Source organism: Ruminococcus sp. (genome assembly GCF_045129435.1).
In the GTDB taxonomy this organism is placed as follows: domain Bacteria; phylum Bacillota; class Clostridia; order Oscillospirales; family Acutalibacteraceae; genus Ruminococcoides.
On sequence record NZ_JBGVJL010000057.1, the window covers coordinates 1 to 7,684 of the forward strand.

At 36.3% G+C, this 7,684-nt stretch carries 9 protein-coding genes and 1 pseudogene; 4 read left to right on the top strand and 6 right to left on the bottom strand.

Annotation, left to right across the window (positions count from 1 at the left end; translation table 11 throughout):
* A pseudogene (locus ACJMMI_RS02840) lies at nucleotides 1–167 on the top strand (ATPase); the annotation flags it as partial.
* 519 nt (nucleotides 168–686) lie between these two features.
* Here the strand turns inward: ACJMMI_RS02840 and ACJMMI_RS02845 are convergent.
* The 4 genes from ACJMMI_RS02845 to ACJMMI_RS02860 all read right to left on the bottom strand — a co-directional run bounded on the left by ACJMMI_RS02845 (nucleotide 687) and on the right by ACJMMI_RS02860 (nucleotide 4,295).
* Complete coding sequence (locus ACJMMI_RS02845) at nucleotides 687–1,439, bottom strand: ThiF family adenylyltransferase (protein WP_405353325.1); 753 nt, start codon at nucleotides 1,437–1,439, stop codon at nucleotides 687–689.
* Nucleotides 1,432–1,662 carry a hypothetical protein gene (locus ACJMMI_RS02850; RefSeq protein WP_405353327.1) on the bottom strand — a complete coding sequence of 77 codons (231 nt, stop codon included), beginning with the start codon at nucleotides 1,660–1,662 and terminating at the stop codon, nucleotides 1,432–1,434. Before ACJMMI_RS02850 ends, ACJMMI_RS02845 begins: the two co-directional genes overlap by 8 nt.
* A gap of 165 nt (nucleotides 1,663–1,827) precedes the next feature.
* Nucleotides 1,828–3,618 (bottom strand): sensor histidine kinase, encoded by a 1,791-nt coding sequence (locus ACJMMI_RS02855; protein ID WP_405353330.1) that lies wholly within the window; start codon nucleotides 3,616–3,618, stop codon nucleotides 1,828–1,830.
* A gap of 2 nt (nucleotides 3,619–3,620) precedes the next feature.
* Nucleotides 3,621–4,295 carry a response regulator transcription factor gene (locus tag ACJMMI_RS02860; RefSeq protein WP_405353332.1) on the bottom strand — a complete coding sequence of 225 codons (675 nt, stop codon included), beginning with the start codon at nucleotides 4,293–4,295 and terminating at the stop codon, nucleotides 3,621–3,623.
* A 151-nt stretch (nucleotides 4,296–4,446) separates the two neighbouring features.
* Here ACJMMI_RS02860 and ACJMMI_RS02865 point away from each other — a divergent pair, with 151 nt between their 5' ends.
* The 3 genes from ACJMMI_RS02865 to ACJMMI_RS02875 all read left to right on the top strand — a co-directional run bounded on the left by ACJMMI_RS02865 (nucleotide 4,447) and on the right by ACJMMI_RS02875 (nucleotide 7,036).
* On the top strand, nucleotides 4,447–5,016 hold the full coding sequence (locus tag ACJMMI_RS02865; protein WP_405353335.1) for a M48 family metallopeptidase: 570 nt from the start codon (nucleotides 4,447–4,449) through the stop codon (nucleotides 5,014–5,016).
* 114 nt (nucleotides 5,017–5,130) lie between these two features.
* On the top strand, nucleotides 5,131–5,808 hold the full coding sequence (locus ACJMMI_RS02870) for a response regulator transcription factor (RefSeq protein WP_405353337.1): 678 nt from the start codon (nucleotides 5,131–5,133) through the stop codon (nucleotides 5,806–5,808).
* Entirely contained in the window at nucleotides 5,801–7,036 is a 1,236-nt protein-coding gene (locus ACJMMI_RS02875) for a sensor histidine kinase (protein WP_405353339.1), read from the top strand. Before ACJMMI_RS02870 ends, ACJMMI_RS02875 begins: the two co-directional genes overlap by 8 nt.
* A 31-nt stretch (nucleotides 7,037–7,067) precedes the next feature.
* Here ACJMMI_RS02875 and ACJMMI_RS02880 read toward each other — a convergent pair whose 3' ends face one another.
* Complete coding sequence (locus ACJMMI_RS02880; RefSeq protein ID WP_405353341.1) at nucleotides 7,068–7,391, bottom strand: GIY-YIG nuclease family protein; 324 nt, start codon at nucleotides 7,389–7,391, stop codon at nucleotides 7,068–7,070.
* Between the two features lie 85 nt (nucleotides 7,392–7,476).
* Nucleotides 7,477–7,684: hypothetical protein (locus ACJMMI_RS02885; RefSeq protein WP_405353343.1), on the bottom strand; the 208-nt coding region annotated here is incomplete at its 5' end.

Below are 7,684 nucleotides of genomic sequence, written 5' to 3' on the forward strand. Positions count from 1 at the left end.
GCTCTAAAAGACAGGAGATAAAGCAGCTTATAGCACAGCTTAAAAAAATCAATCCGCAGATTGAAAGCAACATTTTCCGAAGTGTTGAAAATGTAAACCTCAACACTATTATTTCATATAAGAAAGACGATGTTCAGCATAGCTTTCTTGATGATTACGATAAATAATTGGATCTGTTTTAAATGTTGGGGTAATGTTGATAAATTATGAGTTAGCAGAGAGTTTTGGATAATTAACAAAAAATTTAGGTCGAGCCTTTTTAAAGGCTCGTGGGTTTGGGCAACGCCCAAGAAAAGTTGTGTTTATTGCAAATTTTCAGGCACAAACAGCAACGCTGTTTGTGTGTTGAGGCAAAGTTTGAGAAAACAGGCGAAAGCCTTTTAATAAGAAATAATTTATAAATAGAAAAAATATCTTTTCTGTTTTGTGTTGCTGTCGCATTGTAAGGCTTTCTCTATTGTGTTCAAGCCGCCAAACAGCAAGCTGTTTGACTATTCAGAATTTTGCATAAACTTAAAGTATTGTGGGCTTTGCCCACACCCACAACCTTTGAAAAAGGTTGACCAAATTTTTATTTTCGAGTATAAAGTCTGTGCTAATTCAAACAAAATTTCCCAACCGTCGCTAAACCATAATTTACGCAAAAACACACCGATTGATTGGCAATCGGTGTGTTGCTTTATAGTTTATTTTATTAAATCCTTAACTACTTCGCCTGCAATTATAAGACCTACAGCTGACGGCACAAAGGCTGTGCTGCCTGGTACTTGTCGCCTTTGGGTGCATTTTCTTGCTGTGCCAGGAGGGCAGATGCAGTTCGTTTTACAGCTTATTGCCATATCTTCAACAGGAGTGATTGGCTTTTCCTTTGAATATACAACCTTAAGCTTTTTAATGCCACGCTTTTTAAGCTCGTTTCGCATTACTCTTGCAAGCGGACATACCGAGGTTTTGTAAAGGTCAGCCACCTCGAAAGCAGATGCGTCAAGCTTGTTGCCGGCACCCATTGAGCAGATTATCGGTGTGTTTGCCTTTTTTGCCTGCATAACAAGCTCAATTTTACCCGTAACTGTGTCTATTGCGTCAACAATGTAGTCATACTGTGTAAAATCAAACTCGCCTGAGGTCTGCGGTGTGTAGAATTTTTGATGTTTGTTTATAATTATGTTTGGGTTAATTTCTTTGAGTCTTTCCTCGGCAACATCAACCTTGTATTTGCCAACTGTTTTGCGTGTAGCAAAAATTTGTCGGTTAATGTTAGTAAGGCAAACCTTGTCATCGTCAATAAGGTCAAGCTGACCTATTCCTGTGCGTGCAAGTGCCTCGGCTGTGTATCCGCCTACTCCGCCGATTCCGAAAATTGCTACCCTTGCATTTGCGAGCTTTTCCATTGCCTCTGCACCAAGTAAAAGCTGTGTTCTTGAAAATTGATTAAGCATTGATTTTCTCCTTAATATAAAAACTGAGTTTATCGTCTGAAATCTGTATTTTGTAATTCATATTGCGAAAAAAGTTTTCAGCGTGTCTGAGTACATCATCACTCGGTACCTCGTCAAATGAAAAATACTGCCCACCGCATGCATCGTGAAAATGCAGGTAGGTATTATAGTTATCCATAAGCTCAGCTTTCAAAACCTTTACAGTATCAAAATTTACTATCATAACTACTCCTTAATTCCTATCTATCTAATAAGTATTATATTTCAATCATAGCTTTTGTCAAGTGCAAAAGCAAAATTAGTGATTTATTAATGGTATATAGTATGTATTGAAAGTAATGAAAAAACCGGATGTAATCTAAGTTTAGTTTACATCCGGCTTTGCCGTTTATTTAATTTCAAAGCTTATGGTAAGTCTGCCGTTTGTATAGTCGGTGTAAGGAGTGAATTTGTGAAGCTTTAGGATTTGCTTTACAATGGCGAGTCCTATACCTGTGCCACGCACATCTTCGTCTTTTTGAAGGCGGGTGTACGGTTTCCACATTCGTTTTAAATCTTTTTTAGAAATATCATCACAATCGTTTGAAATACTAAAAACATTGTTTGTAAAAGATATTTCTATATCAGAATTATCTTTTGAATATTTAACAGCATTTTCAATAAGATTCTCAAATGCAAGCTCCATAAGCATTTCATCAGCTGAAATTTCCTTGTCGTCGGCATTTACTGTAATTCTTTTGCTTTGAATATTACTGTATTTTTCAGCAAGTTTTTCAAGTTCTGTTTTAATATTGAACGACTTGATATTCAGCCTTGCAGAGTCAGACTCAAGCTTTGAAAAATTCAGCATTTTATGTACAAGAATATCCATATCGCTTGCCTGTTGCTGAATTACATTTATATAATGCTGCTTGGTAAGATAGCCTTCTTCTTCTCGCAGATTTTCAGAAAAACCGTTTATAACACAGAGCGGAGTTTTCAGGTTGTGAGCCACTGCGTTTGTCATTTCTATTCTGTGCTGTTCTCGTATTGCTCTGTTTTTAAAATTTCTCCACACAATCAGAATAAGCACAATTCCAATTAAAATAAAGAAAGCAAGAATAATGCTGTTGCCGATTATAAGAGTAGGGGTGCAGGCTTTTAGAGGTTCAAGTTTTTGATACACAGTAATCTTGCAAGCTTTTTGGTTATATGAATTCATCTCATCAACAGATGAAAATCCGTCTGTATAATTCGGGTTTGCTTCGTAAATTTGCATATACATAAATGAAAAAGCATCAATCTGCATGTGTGCGGCGAAAACATTGGTATCTTCCGAGTTATTTTTGCTGTATTCTTTTAATTCGTTTTCCTTACCTCCGTTAAAGAAAAAATCCTTTGTAATTTCGTTTTTCTTTATATCACCTACTGAATGAATAAGCCCGATTAATGCGGTATCGGAAGTAATATCATTACTGTTTTTGTAATTTTCCTCCATTTGATTTTGTAATTCTTTTATCTCGCTTATTTTGTCTGATGATAAGTCAAAATATTCAATATGTTCATCTTCCGCATACCAGACATGGTTTTCATTTGTACGCAGAATTTCTAATCGTATAGGTATCATTTCGTCTGTGCCGACACCGTTATAATTATCAGTTGCATATTGATTGACGGATAAAATATAATAATTACCGTCTTCGTCCGGTTCGGTATTAAGATAATCGGCAATTTTATTATACTGTTCATCGGTAATACTGTTTCGAAGAGTAAAATAATCAAGATAAACTCCCAGGCTGTAATCATATACCAAATTATTGTCGGTATCGGAAGAAAAATCAAAACTTGAAAAGTAGTCATCAAGGTCAATTACCGTTTTATTTGCACTGTCAACCGAAATATTATAGTAGTCATTTTCTAATGATACATATATGTCATTGTATGAAGAATTACCGTAATAGTAATTGTTGAGATTTGTAACAATAAATGTATTTATTTGACCACTTTCGGTTATATCTATATATTTTGTATTGTCATAAATATAGTTAGACTGCAGTTCAGCCTGATATTGATCAATTTCTTTTGTAGAATTATATATGAGATATGAAAAAGTTCCCATTGCAAGCAGGCAGATAATCAGAACTATTGCAATTATACTTATGAGTATTTTTCGATTTTCTTTTTTTAGCTTGTTATTCATAATTATTCCTCAATCTTATAGCCTCTGCCGATTACTGTTTTAATCAGCTTTGAATTATCTTTTAATGCCTTTCGCAGATTTTTTATATGTGTATCAAGCACACGAATATCAACATCGGAATCGTAACCCCATAGCTTATCAATAAGCTTTGTACGGGAAATTACGATGTTTTTATTTTCTAAAAGAAATTTTAATATTTTGTATTCCTTAGCTGTCAAATCAATCTCATCACCGTCTGAAATAACAATTCCGTTGTTGGGGTTAAGCGTGAGAGTACCAACCGTCAGCACAGAGGAACGCACAAGCCCCTTTGAACGCTTAATGAGTGCTTTTACCTTTTCAAACAACACAGGCAAGGCAAAAGGCTTTATTATGTAATCGTCACAACCGAGTGCATAGCCGTTTAGCACATCTTCTTCGCTCACCCTTGCGGTGATAAACATAATAGGGACATCGCTGTATCTTCTTACTTCTTTGCAGATAGAAAATCCGTCCATTTTTGGCAGATTCACATCAAGCAAAAGTAAATCGTAGGGATTTTCGTATGCCATTTGCAGTCCGATTTCTCCGTTTGGGGCAACCGATACAGGAAAATTTCCGTCACCTTTTCGTGAAAAGTATTCAACAACCATTTCTCTTATATTTTTGTCATCTTCTACAAGAAGTATTTTGTACATTGCAATCACCATATATAAAGTAACTTTTTTATCTGTATTTTGTGTGAAGAATAATATGTATAAATAATTTTATCGCAAAAAATTTGTATTTGCAACTGCTTGCTAAGCAGTTATGGTTGTGTTAAAATTTGTGTATAAAGGAATGGTAAGTATGAAAGTCGGAAAATATGATGTTTATATCAGACGAAGTAAAAGAAAGAGCGTTTCAATTAAAATAACAACAGATTTACAGATTATGGTGTATGCACCTCTGTTTGTGAAGGACAGCGAGATTGAAAAAATTGTGCTTTCAAAGTCAAAGTGGATAGATGAGCATATGTTGAAAATGCAGAACAGGATTGAGGAGCAAAGTAAGCTTAAGAAAATTTCTTTTGAAGAAGTACAAGAACTTGCAGACAAGGCGGTTGAGTATATACCGAAAAGAGTTGAATACTTTGCCCAAAAATACGGCTTTGCTTACAATAGAATTACAATTAAAAATCTTGTGTCAAGGTGGGGAAGCTGTTCCACAAAATGTAATCTGAATTTTAACTGCCTGCTTATGCTTACACCTGATTATGTGATTGATTATATTGTTGTGCACGAACTTTGCCATCTGCGAGAGATGAATCATTCACCGAAATTCTGGGCAGAGGTAGAAAGCATTTTATCTGACTATAAAAAAGCAGAACTTTGGCTAAAGCAAAACGGTGGAAATTTAATTGCGAGAATGAGAGGATAAAAAATAATTTAAGCTAAGTTTAAGGTTTTTACTATACAATTATAGTGTAAATTTATTTAAACTGCTTTTCTTTTGCGTGAAAAGTGATGATACTTTTTGAATGGAGGGGTAAGTGTGAGATTGTTGCTTGCAGAGGATGAAAAGGAGCTTTCAAATGCTCTGGTTGTAATACTAAAACACAGTAACTATTCCGTTGATGCTGTTTATAACGGACAGGACGCACTTGATTATATAATGAACGGCGACTATGACGGAGTTGTACTTGATATAATGATGCCGAAAATGGATGGAATTACCGTTTTGAAAAAGGTGAGAGAAATCGGAAATTCAGTTCCGATTTTACTGCTTACCGCAAAATCTGAGATTGACGACAGGGTAACAGGACTTGACAGCGGTGCAGACGATTACCTTACCAAGCCGTTTGCCACAAAGGAATTGCTTGCAAGAATCCGTGCAATGACAAGGAGAAAGGGCGAAAACACAGGTTCACTGCTTACCTGCGGAAATATTTCACTCAATCGCAGTACCTTTGAGGTTTCTTCTCCAAAAGCCACTTTAAGACTTGCCAACAAGGAATTTCAGATGCTTGAAATGCTTATGACAAACGAAGGTATGATAATTTCCACAGAAAAATTTATGGAAAAAATTTGGGGATATGATACTGAAACCAATCAGAATGTTGTGTGGGTGTATGTGTCTTATCTTCGCAAAAAACTTTCCGCACTTGACGCAAATGTTGCTATAAAGGCAGTACGCAACCGTGGCTATGCGTTGGAGGTCAATAATGATTAAAAAACTACGACGCCGATTTATTCTTGTTATGCTTATTTCAATAGCCTTGGTGCTCGGTGTGATGATGTCGGCAGTTAACATTGCCAACTATCATAGTGTAAATGTGAGAGCAGATGAAAAAATATCGGTAATTGCGGAAAACGGCGGTACTTTTCCGAAAAAAGACGGTGAAAAGGCTGATAAGCCTGTTGATGATATAAAACCGGACAGAAAAATGTCGGCAGAAGCTCCGTTTGACACCAGATATTTTACTGTAAGGATTGATGATGACAATACCGTTGTGTCGGTGAATACAGGTATGATTGCAGCGGTTTCGACCGAAAAGGCAGTTAATTACACAAAAGATCTTGCAAATAGGAATAAAACAAGCGGATTTATTGACAATTACAAATACACCTGCGTCAATACCGACAGCGGAAAAATGTATATTTACCTTGATTGCGAAAGGGAGCTTTCTACCTTTTATAATTTTCTTATTGTCAGCGTTCTGGCAAGCGTTGGCGGAATTATTCTTGTGTATCTGCTTGTACTTGTTTTTTCTAAAATTGTATTCAAGCCGGTTGCAGAAAGCTACGAAAAGCAAAAGCGTTTTATTACAGACGCAAGCCACGAGATAAAAACACCACTTACAATAATTGACGCATCTACAGAAATAATTGAAATGGAAAACGGCGAAAACGAGTGGACTGAAAGCATTAAAAATCAGGCGAAAAGACTTACTGCTCTGACCGAAAAGCTTGTTTTTCTCTCAAGAATGGACGAGGAGAGCACCAAGCTTACAATGCTTGATTTTTCAATTTCAGACGCTGTGCTTGAGGTTGCCGAGGGTTTTGAGCCGGTAGCCGCCTCGCAGGAAAAAAGCCTTGAAATTGATGTTGAAAGCAATCTTAGCTACTGCGGTGATGAACCGACAATCCGACAGCTTGTGTCTTTATTGCTTGATAATGCTATGAAGTATTCAAATGACAACGGAAGTATCAGCATTTCCTTAAAGTCAAGCGGAAAAAGCCGTATAATTTTGGTTACAAACAGTGTTGAAAAGATTGAGAAGGGCAGACATGATGAACTTTTTGAAAGATTTTATCGTGCCGACTCCTCAAGAAATTCCGAAACCGGCGGTCACGGCATCGGACTTTCTGTCGTAAAAGCCATTGCAAATGCACATAAGGGCAAGGCAGTCTGCTTTAGCAATGATGAAAAGTCAATAACATTTAAAATTACTCTATAAACAAAAAAGTCCGACAGCGAAAGTCGGACTTTTACTTTGTAATGTTTAATTCTATATCAGAATATTGGTAATTCTCTATTTGAATTTTATCTTTTAGCACTTCAAGGCTTTTGGTTAAAATAATTTTTTCTTTTTGTTTTTTCGTAAGCTGCTTAATCTGATATTCAAGCTTTGAGGCTGTGGTTCGGTTTTCGCTTGTCCAAAGAGATTCAAGCTTTTTTGCCTTGTGAGTGCGTGTATATTTTGCACATTTTTCGCTTAGAGAAAAATGCTCGTTCATTCGCTTTTGTATGTCGGCTGCTATGCCGGTATAAAGTGTGTTGTCGGCACATCTGAGTATATATGTATAGTACATTTTATCACCTACAAAAGTATAGCATATTTGAGAGGTTTTTTGCAATAAAAAGCCTGACAATTCATAGCGAACTGTCAGGCTTAACTTATGTGTTCTTTTTCGAGAGTCGGGGTAAATTATTGTTTAGCGGAAAGTTTCGGATAAATAACAATAAATTTAGGTCGAGCCTTTTTAAAGGCTCGTGGGTTTGGGCAACGCCCAAGAAAAGTTGTTTTATTGCAATTTTAAGGCACAAACAGCGTTGCTGTTTGTGTGCTAAAGCAAAGTTTGTTAAAACAGGCGACAGCCCTTTA

Coding starts and splice junctions, on each gene's coding strand:
- ACJMMI_RS02845 (WP_405353325.1), bottom strand. CDS start 1,439: ATGCTTAATCAATTTTCAAGAACACAGCTTTTACTTGGTGCAGAGGCA.
- ACJMMI_RS02850 (WP_405353327.1), bottom strand. CDS start 1,662: ATGATAGTAAATTTTGATACTGTAAAGGTTTTGAAAGCTGAGCTTATG.
- ACJMMI_RS02855 (WP_405353330.1), bottom strand. CDS start 3,618: ATGAATAACAAGCTAAAAAAAGAAAATCGAAAAATACTCATAAGTATA.
- ACJMMI_RS02860 (WP_405353332.1), bottom strand. CDS start 4,295: ATGTACAAAATACTTCTTGTAGAAGATGACAAAAATATAAGAGAAATG.
- ACJMMI_RS02865 (WP_405353335.1), top strand. CDS start 4,447: ATGAAAGTCGGAAAATATGATGTTTATATCAGACGAAGTAAAAGAAAG.
- ACJMMI_RS02875 (WP_405353339.1), top strand. CDS start 5,801: ATGATTAAAAAACTACGACGCCGATTTATTCTTGTTATGCTTATTTCA.
- ACJMMI_RS02880 (WP_405353341.1), bottom strand. CDS start 7,391: ATGTACTATACATATATACTCAGATGTGCCGACAACACACTTTATACC.